12 protein-coding genes are annotated in these 19,055 nt (G+C 30.1%); all 12 read left to right on the top strand.

Going from position 1 to position 19,055, the window contains the following annotated elements:
- Positions 1-159 precede the first annotated feature (159 nt).
- The gene (locus M2325_RS07315; RefSeq protein WP_209590738.1) at positions 160-852 is read left to right on the top strand and encodes a class III signal peptide-containing protein; all 693 of its coding nucleotides are present in this window, start codon (positions 160-162) and stop codon (positions 850-852) included.
- A gap of 305 nt (positions 853-1,157) precedes the next feature.
- Positions 1,158-3,185 carry an ATP-dependent DNA helicase gene (locus tag M2325_RS07310; protein ID WP_209590838.1) on the top strand — a complete coding sequence of 676 codons (2,028 nt, stop codon included), beginning with the start codon at positions 1,158-1,160 and terminating at the stop codon, positions 3,183-3,185.
- Positions 3,186-3,349: 164 nt separating this feature from the next.
- Entirely contained in the window at positions 3,350-4,291 is a 942-nt protein-coding gene (locus M2325_RS07305) for an RsmD family RNA methyltransferase (protein WP_209590739.1), read from the top strand.
- A gap of 634 nt (positions 4,292-4,925) precedes the next feature.
- Positions 4,926-6,959 carry a formate dehydrogenase subunit alpha gene (gene fdhF / locus M2325_RS07300; protein ID WP_209590740.1) on the top strand — a complete coding sequence of 678 codons (2,034 nt, stop codon included), beginning with the start codon at positions 4,926-4,928 and terminating at the stop codon, positions 6,957-6,959.
- A gap of 155 nt (positions 6,960-7,114) precedes the next feature.
- Positions 7,115-8,248, top strand: a complete 1,134-nt coding sequence (locus tag M2325_RS07295) for a Coenzyme F420 hydrogenase/dehydrogenase, beta subunit C-terminal domain (protein WP_209590741.1) — start codon at positions 7,115-7,117, stop codon at positions 8,246-8,248.
- 544 nt (positions 8,249-8,792) lie between these two features.
- The gene (locus tag M2325_RS07290) at positions 8,793-9,653 is read left to right on the top strand and encodes an rRNA adenine N-6-methyltransferase family protein (RefSeq protein ID WP_259052416.1); all 861 of its coding nucleotides are present in this window, start codon (positions 8,793-8,795) and stop codon (positions 9,651-9,653) included.
- Between the two features lie 301 nt (positions 9,654-9,954).
- Positions 9,955-10,824 (top strand): rRNA adenine N-6-methyltransferase family protein, encoded by an 870-nt coding sequence (locus M2325_RS07285; protein WP_259052406.1) that lies wholly within the window; start codon positions 9,955-9,957, stop codon positions 10,822-10,824.
- A 329-nt stretch (positions 10,825-11,153) separates the two neighbouring features.
- Positions 11,154-11,990: a nitrogenase iron protein gene (nifH, locus tag M2325_RS07280; protein ID WP_209590744.1), complete on the top strand. Its 837-nt coding sequence runs from the start codon at positions 11,154-11,156 to the stop codon at positions 11,988-11,990.
- A gap of 253 nt (positions 11,991-12,243) precedes the next feature.
- On the top strand, positions 12,244-13,287 hold the full coding sequence (locus M2325_RS07275; RefSeq protein ID WP_209590745.1) for a protease inhibitor I42 family protein: 1,044 nt from the start codon (positions 12,244-12,246) through the stop codon (positions 13,285-13,287).
- Between the two features lie 205 nt (positions 13,288-13,492).
- Positions 13,493-15,028 carry a radical SAM/SPASM domain-containing protein gene (locus M2325_RS07270; RefSeq protein WP_209631501.1) on the top strand — a complete coding sequence of 512 codons (1,536 nt, stop codon included), beginning with the start codon at positions 13,493-13,495 and terminating at the stop codon, positions 15,026-15,028.
- A gap of 442 nt (positions 15,029-15,470) precedes the next feature.
- Positions 15,471-18,284: a NosD domain-containing protein gene (locus M2325_RS07265; RefSeq protein ID WP_259052402.1), complete on the top strand. Its 2,814-nt coding sequence runs from the start codon at positions 15,471-15,473 to the stop codon at positions 18,282-18,284.
- 288 nt (positions 18,285-18,572) lie between these two features.
- On the top strand, positions 18,573-18,935 hold the full coding sequence (locus M2325_RS07260) for a NifB/NifX family molybdenum-iron cluster-binding protein (protein ID WP_209590748.1): 363 nt from the start codon (positions 18,573-18,575) through the stop codon (positions 18,933-18,935).
- The last annotated feature ends 120 nt before the right edge of the window (positions 18,936-19,055 follow it).

Below are 19,055 nucleotides of genomic sequence, written 5' to 3'. Positions count from 1 at the left end.
GTAAAATAAGTTGGAATCATAAATATTTAATTGTTAACACACTACTAACTTACTAATTACGTATTTTGATAAACGTTGTATATTTTTTAATATGATTTTTATATGAGTATATATTTATATATTATATTTTACAAATTATTACATTTTAAGAGGGTTAATTTGAAACGAGGACAAATATCTCTTGAAATAATAGTATTAGTGGTTGTAGCAATTGCTGTGGCTTCTATAGCGGGCTATACTTACGTTTCAGGAGTTAAGGAATCTATGGCTCCCATAAATAGCACGAAATTTGTCGATGGTTTTTTTAACCAGACAGAAGATTTAATCTCTACGAATAATACCAACGACACTATCGATAATCCTGTAAATAATACAAATGATACAAATACGGGTGGCGATACTCCAACACCACCAACAAATAACACGAATAATACCAATAACACGCCAGAAATACCTTCGGGTACCTATACGGGAGAGTTATGGATGGGTTTCTGTAAAATCTATGATTCTTCAAACCCCGTTGATAGCAAATTTAGAGCAGTGGATAGCAATGGTATAGAATATACCGTTATCGAAGGAAACGTCATATCTAGTGACGGTAGGGTGGTTTCCAATGATATCGATACAATATTGCCAAATATCGTAGAATTTACCGCAGAACCTATCCCTACATTGTTTTATGTGGTATCCGTGGACCTTTGGCCAGTATCTAGTAGATATATGGATGATAGGTTTGTAGCAACATCGACCACGGGCTCTGGATATCTTCATATTTCGAACTTTGGTACTGGAAGGTTATATGTACAAGCAAACCCGTACGAATATCATAGTACTATCAAATTCTATGAATAAAATATCTTTATTTTTTTATCTTATTTTTTATTTTTAGTTTATATATAAACCTTTTTAGAGTATAGTTTAAAATAATTAGACAAATTTTTATACGATATATTCAATATTTATTTAATCCATATTTTATTTCAACTTTTAATATTTTAATTATCGGTGATTTAATGAATTATAACAATAAAAATAATAATTTAGATACATATACAAAAGATTCCAATGATTACGACTCTAAATCTTACAAATCATCTAAAAATTATGATTTTTATGAATTTAAGGAATATATTAATAACAAATTCCCATACAATAGTATGAGACCACAGCAAATAACTTTTATGGAAAATATATATAATTGCATCGTAAATAATAGGAAAAATGAATTAGATAACGCTTTAAAGTCAAAAAATTCCAAAAACAATGAAGATGGGAGTAATGGCAATAATAAAACATCTAATTTAAAAATTCATAAAAATTTAGTAGTTGAAGCACCTACTGGAGTGGGAAAAACCTTATCTTACCTTATACCTTCTCTATATTTCGCAGAACGAGGTAATAGGATTATAATACTCACCGAAACAATAGACCAGCAAGAGCGTATATTGGAAGATTTAAATTCATTAAAGCACAATTTAAAAGTATCATTTATGATGGGGAAGGGAAATTTCTTCTGTAAATCAAAAGGAGACAAAGCAAATCGTTTATACTGCCAATTAAATAGACACTGTAGATACAGACCAAATCGAAAGCCAATTTGCGAGTGTGGGACAAAAAAAGAAGAATTACGGTTAAGTGACGATTATGTTAGGTATTATTGTCCAATATGTGCTTGTGAGTACCAAAAAGTAAAAATAGATTGTTTAGATGCAGATATCGTAATTATGAATAACAGTATATATTACTATTTAAAAGAGGAAATCGACAAAAAGAAGAGGACAAATATAGTAATTGTAGATGAAGCCCATAAATTAGAGGGTAGTATCAGAAATTCGGCTACAATAACTATTAATCCGAAAATGGCACTCGGTAGACTTAGATATATGGCCTATAATTATGCACCGCTTAGAATTAGAAAAGCAATTGATAGATACGGTTACGGAGATGAAGGCGCATCAGATAAACAATTCTGGGAAATAATCGAAAATTATGTACACACTTTTGGAAAGGACAAAGATTTCAAACAATTTTTGGTACATAACGGTGAAAAAATAACATCTTTCGGAATGAAAGAAGATGTAGCAATTTTAGGCACATTACTCGAAGGATATTATGAAATTAGCGATATTCAAAAGAAAATTAAGAAATTTGAAGAAAATGTTGAGTTAGATAGAAAAGACTTTAAATTTAAAATAGAGAATAATGCTTTAGTCCCATTAGAATTGCAGTTCGTAACTGAAAAGAGAATAAACGATATGCCACTTTCAGACTTTATTGATGATGTAATGGGCTTAAGAAACGTAAATAGTAATTACGTAATTTATAGAAATGAGAATAAGGTTTTATGTGAACCTGTACTGGTATCTTCCATATTAAAGAATTTATACGACGGAGCGTCCGTAATACACTGTTCTGCTACATTAGGGGATTTAAATATTCACGCAATGAAAACGGGAATGGATAAAACTACTAATTTAGTACTAGATAGTCCGTTTTCCAAAGAACGACGAAAGATAATTGCATTATCTGATGGCGTAGATATGAAATTTAAATCACGCGATGATAATATAACAAATCGTAAAAATTCTAATGAAAATCTGTACAAATTAGTAAAAGCTTGTGATGGTAACACACTAATACTTTTTAAAAGTTTTGGGGACTTAAATTCAGCTTATAATTACTTTTTAATGAAAGGGTATAAAAACAATATACATTGCTATCAACAAGGGATGGACGGCAAAGAAGCCAAAAAATTAAAAAGCGACTTCGAAAAATACGGCGGTTTGTTACTTGCAACTGGTAGATTTGCCGAAGGTGTTGATATACCAGGAGAAGCCCTAACTGCAGTAATAATTGATAGTTTACCATTCCCAGTACCTACACCACTTTTAAATAAAGAGCAAAGCTTAATAGAGAATAAATTACGAAGAAGAGTACCAAATGCACATTGGAGAGCATTTTTAATGACTTCTTTCCACATAATGTCTAGAACAGTTGTCCAAATGATAGGTAGATTAATAAGAACTGAAGATGACTACGGAGTTGTGATAATTCAAGACCGTAGATTCTCTGAATGGGTCGGTAAAGAAATGGTGAGTCGTAAATATCTTAAAAATGGATTTATGACACTTACGAAAAAAGATGCAATCGAATTTATTCCTGAATTTATGAATAAATATCGATAATTATTTTTTACTTTTTTTATAATTTTTTGTTTTGATTTATATAGTTTCTCAATTGATTTATTTAATAATATAGATATAACTGTTTTTACAAAATTATATTAATTCAGTATATGATGTAACTTAATTTGTGATATTAATTCAGTAATTTTATTTGGTGGGAAATTATGATATCAAGGGGCGAAATCATACAAAAAATAAAGTCATATAAACCGTGTGACGATTGCAATACGCCAATTTCAAAGACTATTCCAATAAAAAAACTTAATTTAAATGAAAGAAAGCGAAATTGTAACTGTGGACGTGCTCAAATAGATGATGTAATGTTAGACGTTGCCAATGTAATAATGGACTACAATGAACTACCCGACGGGGTAAATGGGGATAATATAGCCTTAAAAGATTTGGGTATGCCGATGATTGAAGCAGGTTATCCTTTAAAATATGCCCCTGTTTTATCGAAAAATGATTTAGTTTTGTTAAATAATTACGTATCAAAGGACTGTGCAAATGAAATTATAAAAATACCCGAAGTAAAATCTGTTATATCCAATTCCAAAGAAAAAAAGGCGAATAATTCTGAAAATTTAAACGAGTTGCTTGTTGGGGACGACTTTCGATGTGATATATTTACATTAAAATCACTATCTACGTGCGTTATAGCGTGCAAAAATCAATCAAAATTACATATTGAATTTCCTAGACCATTTAATCCAAAAATAAATAAAATAGAACGACTAAATTTAAAAGATAAGGTGGTATTAGATGGTTTCTGTGGCTGTGGTACCCTAGGGATGGTAGCTTTAAAAAAAGGTGCTAAAAAAGTTATTTTTTCAGACATAAATAAAATAGCACTTTATGATTTAGAGTACAATTTGAAGATAAATTTTGGTGAAGAAATATTTGAAAATAACAAGGTTGAAATAATTCACTCGGACTTTATGGATTTAAATTTTAACAATATGCCTTCAGATATATTATTAGGTATTAACGATATTAATGGTTCCAATTCGATAGATATATGTTTTGTGGACCTTTTTCCAAATATGGCGCCTGAAAAGTTTTTAGAAAAGGCTAAAAAATTATCAAAAGATGTAATTTTAATATAAAACTTTTTAAAACTTTTTAATATTTAAAAAAAACAAATTTATTCATTTTTAAGTTTAAATACGTTTAATAATGTATTATTATAAAAAATAGTTAACTATATATACTTACATCGTATAGTATTATAATCATATATGGTTACACATTATATTTAAACCTTTTTTTTTAAATTAATTCGACATTTGGATATATTATAAATAACATATGTGAGGGTAGTGTCCCACAAGACCACTATATTCACATATATATCGTATGTGTTTTGAATAACATTTGATGAAGAATATAAAAAATAATGAAAATAGAATAACCATATAAAAATAACATCTAAATTAATTAATCTTTGATAAATAAATACTAATAAATTGCTAAAATTAATTTAACAACCCATATATGAATTATTTTCTTAAAATATTTTAAATTGGTTAATTCAAAATAATATAACGGATAATACGGACCCTAAAAATAAAAAATAAAAAAATAAATAAGCATACTATATTTTATATTAAAGTTCAATCCCTACACGAATTTAATATAATATATAAGGTCATATGCTTTATTTTTACGTATTATCGTAGTTTATACCTTGAATTTCTAATTTAGCTTTTTTTAAGAACTATTCATTTAAACGGTGATATAGTGACTGAATTTAAAGTAGTCCATACTGTGTGCCCTTACTGTGGTACTGGTTGCGGTATTGACTTAGTAGTTAAAGACGGCAAACTTGTAGACACCCACCCTTTTAAAAGACACCCTGTAAACCAAGGGAAAGTTTGTATAAAAGGTAACTATTGCTACGAGTTTGTACACAGTGAAGATAGACTTACTGTTCCTTTAATCAGAAAGAACGGCGAATTGGTTGAATCAACTTGGGAAGAAGCATTAGACTTAATCGCAAGTAAATTAAAAGGATACAACCCTGACGAAGTAGGTTTCTTCTCCTGTGCTAGAGGTGCTAACGAAGAAAGTTACGCACTCCAGAAATTTGCAAGAGTGGTTATGAAAACTAACAACGTAGACCACTGTGCACGTATATGACACGCGCCTACTGTTACAGGACTTGGCGAATGCTTTGGTTCTGGTGCAATGACCAACTCCATCGGAGATTTGGCAGAAGCAGACGTATTATTTATCTACGGCTCCAATACTTTTGAAGCACACCCATTAGTTGCAAGAAGTATCGTGAAAGCTAAAGATAACGGAACAAAAATTATAGCAATTGACCCAAGGAAAACACACACTTCAAAAATGGCAGATATCCATATGAAGTTAATTCCTGGTTCAAACATTGATTTAATGAACGCTATAATGAACGTTATTATTACAGAAGGTTTAACAGATGACGAGTTCATCAAAAATAGAACTGAAAACTTCGATGAATTAAAAGAAGTAGTTTCAAAATACACACCTGAAGAAGTTGCTAAAATTTCAGGAATACCTGCAGAAACAATCAGAGAAGCTGCAAGATTATACGCAAATGCGGATAAAGCAGCTATCATGTACTGTTTAGGTGTTACTGAATATACATTCGGTGTAGATAACGTTAAATCATGCTGTAACCTTGCAATGATTACTGGTAACCTCGGTAAAAGAGGAGCTGGTGTTAACCCATTAAGAGGTCAAAATAACGTTCAAGGTGCATGTGACATGGGTGCATTACCTAATGTATACCCAGGTTACCAAAAAGTAGGCGAAATGACCTCAAAATTAGAAGAATTATGGGGCGTTGAAGGTTTAAGCCCAGAAGTAGGTTTAATGGGTCCTGAAATGTTCGAAAGAATGGGTAAAGGATTCAAATACTTACACATCGTGGGTGAAGACCCAATGGTGGCAGATGCTGATATAAACCACGTTAAACACGCCTTAGGCGAGTTAGATTTCCTCGTAGTTCAAGATATTTTCTTAACTGATACAGGAAAATTAGCTGACGTAGTTTTACCTGCTGCTTGTTGGGCTGAAAAAGACGGAACTTTCACAAACACTGAAAGAAGAGTTCAAAGAATCAGAAAAGCTGTAGAAGCTCCTGGAGAAGCTGTTCCTGATTGGGTAGTTGTTAAAGAACTTGCTCAAAGAATGGGATACGGCGATAAATTCGCTTTCGAAAGTGCAAGCGATATATTCGACGAAATGGCAAAAGTAATCCCACAATATGCGGGAATGTCATTCGAAAGATTAGGTATCGACGGTTTACAATGGCCTTGTAAAACACCAGACCACCCTGGAACCGTATTCTTACACGAAGGTAAATTCTTAAGACCTAACGGATTAGGTAAAATTTGCCCTGTTGAGCACAAAGACCCAGCAGAAATGGCAAGTGAAGAATATCCATTGATATTAACAACTGGTAGAATCATATTCCACTATAACTCAGGAACTATGACCAGAAGATGTGAAAGCATCACAAACGAAATCGATGAGAACTTCATAGAAATGAACATCGAAGACGCTAACAATTTAGGTATCAAAGCTGGCGAAACTGTTAAAGTTTCATCAAAAAGAGGCGACGTAAAAGCTATTGCGAGAGTATCTGACGATATTGTAAAAGGCGTAGTATACATGTCATTCCACTTTAATGAAGAACCTACTAACAAATTAACGAATTCTGCATACGATCCAGTTTCAAAAACCGCAGAACTTAAAATATGTGCTGTAAAAGTTGAAAAAATTGAATAATTAATTGTCATTGATTAATATCTTGATAATATCTTGATTAATATATTAATTAAAACACTGATTATTCCATTAATTTCAATAAATTATTCCACACATATTTTAATCTAAATAATTTACTCATATTTTAACATAATATCAAAATCAAAGGTGATAATATGGATTATCTTCTAATTAAATCAACTGACGAAGATATTTTAAAATATGGTGAATGTGGTGGAGCTGTTACTGCATTATTCAAGTATCTTCTAGACAGTAAAGTGGTTGACGGAGTGTTAGCACTCGAAAAAGGAGCAGACGTTTATGACGGAGTTCCTACGCTTATCAACAATTCAGAAGAACTTGTTAATAGCTGTGGTTCCTTACATTGTGCTCCTACAATGTTTGGAAGCCTTATTCATAAGCACTTGAATGATATGAACCTTGCAGTAGCTGTAAAACCATGTGACGCCATGGCAATAATCGAATTAGAGAAAAGACACCAAATAAACAAAGACAAAGTTTATACAATTGGTTTAAACTGTGGTGGAACTGTTCCACCAATGGTTGCTCAACAAATGATAGAATTATTCTACGAAGTAGACCCATTTGACGTAATCAAAGAAGAAATAGACAAAGGTAAGTTTATCATTGAATTGAAAGACGGAACCGAAAAAGCTATTAAAATCGATGAGTTAGAAGAAAACGGCTACGGTAGAAGGGAAAACTGTCAAAGATGTGAGCTTAAAGTCCCAAGAAACGCAGACCTTGCATGCGGTAATTGGGGAGCTGAAAAAGGTTGGACTTTTGTGGAAATTACATCTGAAAAAGGCAGAACATTAATTGAAGATGCTGAAAAAGCAGGTTACATTGAAACAAAAGAACCAGCTGAAAAAGCAATGATTATTCGTGGAAAAATCGAACAATCAATGATTAAGCTCGGTAAAAAATTACAAGCTAAATACTTAGAAGCTGAATATCCAACTGACGAAAAGTGGGATGAATATTGGGATAGATGTGTAAAATGTTACGGTTGTAGAGACGTATGTCCAGTATGTTCCTGCAAAGAGTGCGTTTTAAACCAAGATATCCTAGAAAAAGGTATGATGGCACCTGAACCTTCGTTTTTCCAAGGTGTAAGGTTGTCTCACGTTGCAATGAGCTGTATAAACTGTGGTCAATGTGAAGATGTCTGTCCTATGGAAATACCTATTTCTAAATTATTCCATAAGTCACAATTAAAGTTAAGAGATGCTCTTGGTTACGTTCCAGGTGTAGATAGCAAAATGCCATTTTTTGGCAATAGCAAGTAAAAATATCTAAATAATAGAAATTAATAGAAATAAAATAGTACAACATAAATCATAAATATAATGTTTGGGTCATAATTACTATGACTCAAACCAATTCCCCCAATCTCAATCATATAATTCATAATATTAGTAATATTAGTAATATGTTGAAAATTATATTTTAAAGGTAATAGACATAAGCCTAAAATGAATATTGCCTAATAAGTCACAAATTAGTAATCTACAAACGGAAATTGAATAACTTTATAAAATACACATTTAGCACACTAATATATAATATACAAATATATCTTTTTTTTAGTAAATTAATTTTGCTTTGTCATTTATAATTCATTGTTTATTCTGGCTATTTTTATCAATATTTACTCAAATATCATATACGTAGTTATTAATAGGGGTAAATTAAAGAATATATAATCGTAATATTAATTTAGATAATAGTATTATTATACTAGAGTATGGTGTATTATAATACATTATACAATAATACATGGCGTATAATTCAATTTAAAATGTTGTTGAAGTTTGACATAAAGGTGTAAAAATGGATTTAATAAATTTTAACTGGTCAGAGTACTGGGCAAATAATTATTCGGGTATTAATCACAAATCTAAGGAAGATTTGGTAGATTTTTGGGATAAATTTTCCGAAAATTATGCAAAGCACATTCTCACGAATGAAAATTTAAACGGCGATATAAAAAGAAATGTGGAGAAATTTAAAGAAATTTTTAATCTAGATAACAATACCACTATTTTAGAAATAGGTCCAGGGCCTGGTACCTATACGATACCTCTCGCAAAGATTGTAAAAAACATCACCGTTGTCGAACCATCGACCGGAATGTCGGAAATACTTTTAAAACGAGCTAAGGAAGAAAACATAGATAATATAACTATTATTAATAAAAGATGGGATGACGTAGAGTTGCATAGAGATTTTGAAAAGCACGATTTGGTTTTTTCATCGTATTCACTAGTTGTGGAAGATATGGGTGAAAGTCTTTTAAAAATGAACGAATCAAAAAATAAATATTGTGGGATTCTAACTTTTGGAAATTTACCTGTTCATAAAGATATATATGTTAAAATTGGTGACATATTGAATCTAGAAAATACTAAAAAGGGCGATTTTAGTCTTAATTATATTTTAATAAATAATATCTTAAACCAATATGAAATCTATGCAAACATAAATATTCACGAAAAATCATTTTGCCAATATTTCAATAACATAGAGGAAGCCTTTAAAAAATATAAGTCCGGATATACCAAAACAAGAGAATTAGAACTATCTGAAGACCAAATAAATGATGTAAAAAAACTTTTAGAGGATACACTTACAAAAACCAAAGATGGCTGGACTTATAATACCGAATCAAAAGAAGCTTTCTTATGGTGGTAAATCTAAGTAGTTATGACCATATTTATAATTTATATGGTTATATAAATATTTATCATATATTATAAATTATATTATATTATATTATATTATAAATTATATTATATTATATTATATTATAAATTATATTATATTATTTTTTTAAATTCCTTTTTATTTTTAAATTACCTTATCTCATTAGTTTTTATTTAATTCGGTTGTTAATTGTTTATATATTATTGGGTAAAAATACTATTAATAAGGTTTTGATATACTTTAAAGTTTTTAATAATATCAATACCATTTACTACACAATGGTGTAATAATGATTAGTATGGAAGATATAGATTGGTCGGAATATTGGATTAATACATATTCTCAAGCCAATAAAGTAGATAAACCTAGGGATTATGACCCTAATTTTTGGGATAAATTTTCGGAAAAGTACGCAAAATACGTACTTAACAACGAAAAAGCAACTTTTCAAATAAATGAAAACGTTAAAAGATTTAATAAAATTTTTAATCTAGATAAAAATACCACTATTTTAGAAATAGGTCCAGGACCTGGTACCTATACGATACCTCTCGCAAAGATTGTAAAGAAAATAACCGTTGTCGAACCTGCTGAAGGAATGGCAAAAATACTATTAAAACGAGCTAAGGAAGAAAATTTAGATAATATAACCATAATACCTAAAAGATGGGATGATGTAGAGTTAAATAAGGATTTTGAAAAGCACGATTTGGTTTTTTCTTCTTATTCTTTAATAGTAGATGACATGGGTGAAAGTCTTTTAAAAATGAATGAATCAAAAAATAAATATTGTGGAATTTTAACATCTGCAGATTTTCCAGTTCATAAAGACATTTACTGTAAAATTGGCGACTTATTAAATATTGAAAATAGTAAAAAAGCTAAATTGTCACTTAGTCATATTTTACTTCTTAATATACTTGACCAGTATGGCATTCCTGCAAATGTGAACGTTTACGAGGGTCAGTTTTACCAATATTTTGAAAGCATTGACGAAGCATTTAGCAAATACATAACGGATTATGATAGGACAAGAGATTTGAAACTATCGGAAAACCAAAAAGACAGTGTAAAAGAACTTTTGAGTAAGATTTTAACGAAAAATGAGGATAGATGGGAATATAATATGGATTCGAAGGAAGCATTAATTTGGTGGTAATATACTAATTATTTAGTATTAATTAACTAATAATAAATAATAAATAATAAATAATTAATAATAAATAATACTTTTTTAATTAATACTATTCCTCTAATCGATGACTTTTTTTAGTAATAGATTTACCTTCCAAAATAAAATTATTACCTATTTTTTATACTATATCTAAAAGCTAATATACTTAAATTTAAATAAATATATTTTTATAATAATTAAAGTAACTTTTATTAATGTTAATAATAATATTAATAATATTATATAATATGGCATACTATTAATTGTGATATTGAAATAGAATAAATAAAATATAATAGATATTAGGTGTGATTATGAGGAAATTTTGTATATATGGTAAAGGTGGAATCGGAAAATCCACAAATGTAGGCAATATGGCGGCTGCTTTAGCAGAAGATGGTAAAAAAGTTTTGGTAGTCGGTTGTGACCCTAAAGCAGACTCTACAAGGACATTAATGCACGGAAAGATAAATACCGTTTTAGATACCTTTAGAGATAAAGGTCCGGAATACATGAAAATTGAAGATATTGTTTACGAAGGTTTTAATGGCGTTTACTGTGTCGAAAGTGGTGGTCCTGAGCCAGGTGTTGGCTGTGCGGGACGTGGTGTTATCACAGCTGTTGATATGCTAGATAGATTAGGTGTTTATGATGAACTAAAACCTGATGTAGTTATTTATGACATTTTGGGGGACGTTGTATGTGGTGGTTTCGCAATGCCACTTCAAAAGAAGCTCGCAGAGGACGTTTACATTGTAACAACTTGTGACCCCATGGCTATTTACGCAGCAAATAATATTTGTAAGGGTATCAAAAGATACGGAAACAGGGGTAAAATAGCACTCGGCGGTATTATATACAACGGTAGGAGTGTTGTAGATGAGCCAGAAATTATCGATAAATTTGTAGAAGGGATAAACTCTCAAGTTATGGGTAAAGTGCCTATGAGTAACATTATAACAAAAGCAGAACTTAGAAAACAGACTACAATAGAGTACGCTCCAGACTCTGAAATTGCAAATAAATTCAGAGAACTTGCAAATTCTATTTATGAGAATAAAAAAACTACTATTCCAACCCCTTTAAGTGAACAGGGTTTAGATGAATTAACAGAAAGTATCGAAGAATTGGTTAGAAGGAAATACGAATAATCCATTATTTACTTTAAACTATTATCTTTTTTAATTTTTATTTACTTTTATCTTATAATTTTTATTTTATAATTTTTATATTATTTAGTCAATTAATTCAATATTTTTACATATTTAAATATGCAAATCTAAAAATATGACAAATTATATAATGGTATTATTTTATATATTTTAATGGGCTAAAAAGAGGATTGACGGGACATAATTGCCTAATTGAGAGGTTTAAATAATATAAATTAAATAGGGGGAAAAGATGGAGAATAAGAAAATTGGAGACATAAACGTAAATGCAAAAGAAAGGTTTAAAGTTGACCTTTATACAAACGGAGGTATCCCGTATGTATGGGGAATAACATATATTCCTGATTTTGTGGCTTTTGTGGATAAAACGACAACCGTTATTGACCCAAAACCTGGGGGAAGGGTAAAGGTAACATTTGAATTTTTAGCAATGGAAAAAGGTCAGGATTATTTGGGATTCAAACTTGTACAACCTTTTGGAGATTTTGAGGTAGCAGAAGAAGTTTCCTACGCATTAATCGTTGAATCGCCAACCACTAGCCGAGCTAAAAATGAAATGAGAAGTTTAAACGCTGCTATGGGAGACAGCAAATTCTTAAAAATTGCTCCTGAAGCACTGAGCACTCTCGTAAATGAAAAGAACATTCAAGCTTACAAGGACCCTGAAACAGGCGGTATAATTGTAGTCTACGGGGCACCAACGCCACCAGACCCTGTGACAGATTATGGCGTACCTTGTTTAACAGAGAACGCCGGTACAATACCTCCGCTACTGTATGGAATACCTTGTTTATCTGTGGCAACTAATAATATATGTATTCCACCGTATGGATTTTCAAGACAATTCTACGACCCAATTGTGGCATACGGCGTAAATTGCGCACCTAACACTGCAGTTGCAAATGTAGGGGGATTACAAACCCAAATGTTGTACGCTGCGCCTATGGTAATAGAAAGCAAGGAAAATTGCTTACTTAAATATGGTACACCATGGGGTATATCTAGAAATTCTGAAGAATGTATACTAAAATACGGAGCTCCAATATTTGACTGTGAAAATGCACAAGGTGATGATTGTATACTAAAATACGGATTCCCTGTGCGTATTGAAAAAACTACTGAAGATTCAGAACGTTGCGTTGTAAAATACGGAACTCCAAGCGGTATTGCTAAGAATGCCAATGAATGTAACTTAAAATACGGATTCCCTGTGGGTTTCATTGAGCATCCAAACTGTATAGTTAAGTACGGATTCCCAGATGGGACGTACAAATAAAATAATAAATCTTTAATTACTCATTAACTATCATATTTTTTAACTTTTAAATTTTAAATTATTAGGTTTAAATTATTAGGTTTAAATTATAGGTTTAAATTTTTAAGTTTAATCTTTCTTATTTATTTAATAAAATATGCTAAATAAGGTAACATAAGTTAAAATATTATCAATAAATGATAATCAAGATTATTAGGGGGATATTTTGGAATATAAACCAATAACGGCAGTTTGGGAAATTACTATGGCTTGCAATATGCGATGTAAACATTGCGGTTCAAGTTGTAAAGAGCCATTACCTGATGAATTAACAACTGAGGAAGCAGTGAAGTTATCTCAGGAAATTGGGGATTTGGGGTTGAAATGGATAACGTTATCCGGGGGAGAACCTTTAGTACGAAAAGATTGGCATGTAATAGCCCAAGAATTAACGGATAATGGTGTTATCCCAAATATGATTACTAACGGATGGCTTTTTGACGAAGATATATTAAAAAAAGCTGAAAAGACAGAAATAGGTACTATGGCAATAAGTCTCGACGGTTTAAAAGAAACTCACGATTATATGCGTATGAATGGTTCGTACGATAGAATTATGAATGCTTTTGAACTTATGAGGGATTCTAATGTTACAGCAGGCGCAATAACAACAATTCACAACAAAAATATAAATGAACTCGAAGAACTTAAACACGTATTGATTGACAAAGGTGTAAAACTTTGGCAAATGCAAATAGGTTTGCCGATGGGTAACTTTGTAAACCATCCTGAAATGATTATGAAGCCTGAAGACGTTAATAAGATAATTGATTTTGCACACGATTCTTTAAAAGACGATATTGTCATATTCCCGGCTGATTGTATAGGTTACTATAATCTTAAAGAGCTAGAAGTTCGTAGAAAGGCTTATCCTGCGGAATACGATGTTACATGGAAAGGATGTACTGCTGGTAAACGTAGTTTTGGTATATTACACAATGGTGAGATTTTAGGTTGTACTTCTATTAGAGACCGAGAATACATTGAAGGAAACGCCCGAGAAACTCCACTGCGTGAGATTTGGGAAAATGAGGATAATTTTTCATGGAGTAGGACTATGGAAAAATCCAAATTAGGAGGACTATGTAATGAATGTATTTACGGGCAAATGTGTTTGGGAGGTTGTCCAAATACAAGATTAACAATGAATGGTACGATTTATTCAGAAAATAATTATTGTTCATACGTTGTAGCAATGAATAAGGCATTAAAATGGTTGGATAATATAAATGATTTTGATACTTTAAAAAGTATAGCAGGTAACTTTACCCGAGCAGGCGATTATCAAATTGCAAGTATGGCGTTAGACAAGGCACTTTCTATTAGTCCAGAAGACACCGAATTATTAAGTTATCAAGGCTTTGTAAGTTTTATGTTGGGCAACTACGAAAAGTCAAAAATGGTAAATGAAAAAGCTCTTTCAATCGCTCCTGACGATGCTTATCTTAATAAAGGTATGGGTTTATCCCTTTCAAAATTGGGTAAACTTGATGAGGGTATGAGTTATTTAACTAAAGCTATGGATTTAGCAGATGAAACTTATTTAGACCCATATTATGATACTGCGGTTACTCTAATAGAATATGGTAAATACGAGGATGCTCTGAATGTTATAAAAAAAGCTACGGCTAAATATCCTCAATTTGAACCTACCGGTAGGTCTTTAAAAAATATGATTAGAGATTACAAATCAATGACTTAATTTTCTTATTTTTTTATTTTAATTATTAGTTTTATATTTATTTTAATTATTAGTTTTATATTATTCTATATTTAGCCTATATTTAGTCTATATTTATTCTATAGTTATTCTATATTTTAATTTTCGAGTATTACTTTTAGATATTTTTTTATTTTAATTATTTTAATTATGTCCTAATCATAGTCTAATTATTCTTAAATTAATTAAATAGTATTTAACATCATAATAAAATGTTTTTATCGTGTTATTTCTGAAAATATTTAATTTAACAGTATGTATTTACATATATGAGGATATAATGGCAATAAATAAATATTATAAAATATAGATATGAAACTATTACATTAAATTATTAATCCAAATAAAATAATATAGTATTTTTATATACAACCATTAGATAGGTGAAATTATAGCAATCAATAAAAAACTGTTTTTAGTAACAATGTTCTTTTTATGCGTTTTTACAATAGGTAATGTACAGGGCGGTACGTCTGCGCCACAAACATATCTATTAAATGCAGAAAATTTAACAAGTACATACGAAATAACCTTACCGGGAACGTATGTAATAAACTGTAATCTTTCGGATATAAACGTTCCGAATAGTAATTTAATTACAGTATCGGCGGATAATGTAATAATCGATGGAAATAATAACTGGTTAAATAATACTAAGGGTGTATCATCTACACTACTTAGTGTAGGCGGGGTAGGTACAACAATTAAAAATATCAAAGTTGCAAATTGGGTAACTAATATATTTTGTAATAAAAATGATATCACAGTAGTTAATAGTACATTTTTAGATACTACGGCTTTCGTAATAGTTACCTCACCGAATTTGCCAGGTTTAGAAGGTATGAATTTTTCAAATAACATAATAAATAACGTAAGTAATACGCCTATATATCTTCAAACATTTAAATATGCAACAATTTATAACAATACTATTACTAACTATAATGGAAACGGAATTAAAACGAGTAATTCTTATGGTATTAAAATAACACATAATACGATAATAAATAACAGCTACAAAAGTTTTGGTATTGGAGCAGATGGCTTTGGAATCTCTCTTTCCGCATATGATTCAACAATTGCATATAACACCATACAAAATAATTCTTTCGGTGGGGCAATATGCATTTTTAATGGACACTTTAGTATTAAGAACTATATTTACTTGAATAATTTTGTAGATAATGTACGGGATACTAAAATTGATGGCATTGGGATTAATCAATTCTACAGCCCGAATGCTATAAATTACACATACAACAGTCAACAATATACTAATAAGATAGTTGGTAACTACTGGGATGCCTGTATAAGTCCTGCAGATGCAGACGGTGACGGGATAAGAGATGGAAACTACTCCTTATATAGTATGATACAGCAAGCAAACGATACCCATCCGTTAGTTGAAAAATGGGAGAATTATTTCCCTAGTAATGGTGTCGTAACCCCTGAAGAGAATAAAACAAACAAATCTTCGATAATTCACATTACTAAGTCAACTTACGATAATAATAGGACAATAATCGGTCCTGGAACTTACGTATTGGATGAAGATATCACAGACATTACAAAGGGAATCGTAATTCAATCAAGCGATGTAGTAATCGACGGGAATAACCATAAACTAGGTACGGATTCAACTGCTTTGGACGTTATACGAGTTTACAAAAGCGGTAAAATCTTTGATAACATTACAATCAAAAATTTAAAAATAGAAACGCCTATAAATTACGAATGTAATGGAATTATGATAAATTCCTCTGTAAATAACCTTACAATTGAAAATTGTGACATATTTATAAATAATGGTACATATGGAATTGGATTTAATCCAAATGACGAAAAAAAATCCTTAAATTCACCTATAATCAATAATAACAATATTGTAATTAAAAATGGTATGGATATTGTAGGAGTTGGTGTTGAAATAGGAAAATATGGGATAATAAATACTTCAAACAGTTTAGATTCTAGAATTTCAAATAACTACATAAATATAAGTGGAATTTATGGGAATGCTATACAATTTAATTATTCAAATGTACCAATGGAAAATTTAGATATCTATATGGATGTTTTAAATTATTCTGGTGAAATGGTATATATAAATAACTTAGAAAATACCTATATTAAAGACTGTAATTTCCAAATGAGGGGCTTAAATAATAGTAGTGGTATATTGTTTTTTACAGCTACCTTAAAAAATACTGTAATTAGTAATTCAACCTTTAATATTACAACAGACCGATATGGTGTATGTGTATACAATCTCAACGGTTCAGATAATATAACACTTGTAGGGAATACATTTTTTGGAGTAGATAGTAAAGACTTGAATAAGATTCTTGCATTCGGATTTACCATGAGAGGTCCAATTTCGAATAGCAACATATATCTAAATGACTTCTTAGCGGGACACATGGCTACTTGGAATATTTTGGTAAACTGTACTTTCGAATCACCAAACAGTATAAGATATCAATACAAAGTAGATGGTAATGTATACAACAGTAAATTTGGTAACTACTGGTTTAACTTCAATGAATCAATGGGGAGAGAAAATCCTGTAGATAATGGTAAAGGATTCACGACAAAACCTTATGATATTAGCGCATTTGTTGATAACTATTCAAGATATACTACATTAGATAATTACGTACTAAATTATACTGGAAATAATAAAACAAACCCCAATACTAATACAAATAACAATATTAATAATAAAAATAAAAATTCTGCCAAAAAAATGATTAAAAAAGCAGAGCAAGAAGGAACTAAAAATAACTTTGCTTCAAAAAATATAAGGGATACTGTAACAAATTCCAGAATTATTGCAGATGATAAATTTGATAAGTCAATCGCAGAAGATAATTTAAAGGAAAATATACAAGATTCTGAAGACTTAAAACAGGAATTAGACGAAAGTTTAGAAGCCATCACAGAAGATTTAATAGTTGTTGGTGGTCCTATAGTTAATAGATTTGCAGAAGCACACAATGATAAATTCTTAAAGCCTATAAACAATGAAAATCCTGGGAAAAATACTGGAGTTATTCAAGTTTTAAAAGTCCAAGACGTTAGTTCAAAGATTGTGGCAAGTCACTATGTGATTTATATCGCAGGTTCTGACAGATATGGAACACAAGCAGCTTTAGAATACTTTAAAACATTAAATGAAATGCCAAAAGAACCAATAACTGTTCGTTGGACAAATGACAAACCGGTTTTAGTGGAGTAAGTAAGTTGATGAAACTTTTAAAAAAAGTTTCTTTCTTTTTTTATTTTTATTATTTTTATTATTTTTTTATAAGTTTAATATCCTTATTTTTTATAATCTATATTCTATAATCTATATTCTATAATCTATAATTTATAATTTATAATTTTTTGGCATTAAATCAAGATATAATAATAACATTAAAATAAAATCTATTTTGCACATATGTGCATAATTATATATATGACAATTTACAGATTAAAAACTGAAAATAATACTAAAAATAAAAATGGGAAACGGAGTGATATTATGAAAATATGTATTACAAGTACTGGAAAAGAGTTAAACAGCAATTTTGAACAAAGATTTGGAAGAAGTTCGTATTTTATAATTTACGATACAACCACTAAAGAATTTGAAGCAATTGATAATAACAACACATCATCAGCACATGGCGCAGGTATTGGTTCAGCACAATTAATAATCGAAAAAAAGGCAGAAGTTTTAATAAGTGGCAATATCGGTCCAAATGCTAAATCAGTTCTTGAATCAGAAGGTATTAAAGTATTAAAAGGTACTGAAAGTACAGTTCAAGATAACATCGTTAAATTTGAAGAAAATGATTTAAATGAAATAAAAAAAGCAGGAATGCCTCATCAGGGAATGAATTAATCAAATAATTAATAAAAACTAAAATGCTTAATAATTTAATAATTTAATAACTTAATAACTTAATAACTTAATAATCTAATAAAGTAATCAAATAATCAATTAAACCTGAAACTTGTGAAA

The sequence above is a fragment of the Methanococcus voltae PS genome (assembly GCF_024807035.1).
Lineage (GTDB): Archaea > AGJL01 > Methanococci > Methanococcales > Methanococcaceae > Methanococcus > Methanococcus voltae.
Note: the sequence above shows the minus strand (reverse complement) of the source record. Positions and strands in the feature narration are given on the sequence as shown.

Excerpts from the sequence above, each read along its gene's own strand:
- M2325_RS07265 (WP_259052402.1), top strand. The coding sequence starts at position 15,471 with ATGTTCTTTTTATGCGTTTTTACAATAGGTAATGTACAGGGCGGTACG.
- M2325_RS07295 (WP_209590741.1), top strand. The coding sequence starts at position 7,115 with ATGGATTATCTTCTAATTAAATCAACTGACGAAGATATTTTAAAATAT.
- M2325_RS07310 (WP_209590838.1), top strand. The coding sequence starts at position 1,158 with ATGAGACCACAGCAAATAACTTTTATGGAAAATATATATAATTGCATC.
- nifH (WP_209590744.1), top strand. The coding sequence starts at position 11,154 with ATGAGGAAATTTTGTATATATGGTAAAGGTGGAATCGGAAAATCCACA.
- M2325_RS07305 (WP_209590739.1), top strand. The coding sequence starts at position 3,350 with ATGATATCAAGGGGCGAAATCATACAAAAAATAAAGTCATATAAACCG.
- M2325_RS07285 (WP_259052406.1), top strand. The coding sequence starts at position 9,955 with ATGATTAGTATGGAAGATATAGATTGGTCGGAATATTGGATTAATACA.
- M2325_RS07260 (WP_209590748.1), top strand. The coding sequence starts at position 18,573 with ATGAAAATATGTATTACAAGTACTGGAAAAGAGTTAAACAGCAATTTT.
- M2325_RS07275 (WP_209590745.1), top strand. The coding sequence starts at position 12,244 with ATGGAGAATAAGAAAATTGGAGACATAAACGTAAATGCAAAAGAAAGG.
- M2325_RS07290 (WP_259052416.1), top strand. The coding sequence starts at position 8,793 with ATGGATTTAATAAATTTTAACTGGTCAGAGTACTGGGCAAATAATTAT.